The following is a 216-nucleotide window of genomic DNA, read 5'->3' as shown; positions in this document are numbered from 1 at the left end:
GGCTTTCCGTTAAGAAAGCACCCCTTCTCCCGAAGTTACGGGGTCATTTTGCCGAGTTCCTTAACCAGAGTTCTCTCGCACACCTTAGGATTCTCTCCTCGCCTACCTGTGGCGGTTTGCGGTACAGGCACCTTTTATCTCGCTAGAAGCTTTTCTTGGCAGCGGGGAATCAAAGACTTCGCTCCATAAGGAGCTTCCCCATCACAGCTCAGCCTT

Annotated in this window: 1 rRNA gene; it reads right to left on the bottom strand. The window is 52.3% G+C overall.

Annotated features, from left to right (window positions below):
- Positions 1 to 216: ribosomal RNA gene (locus tag MR107_RS31130) — 23S ribosomal RNA — on the bottom strand; the annotation flags it as partial.

Source organism: Bacillus cereus group sp. BfR-BA-01441 (genome assembly GCF_022663075.1).
GTDB lineage: Bacteria > Bacillota > Bacilli > Bacillales > Bacillaceae_G > Bacillus_A > Bacillus_A cereus.
Note: the sequence above shows the minus strand (reverse complement) of the source record. Positions and strands in the feature narration are given on the sequence as shown.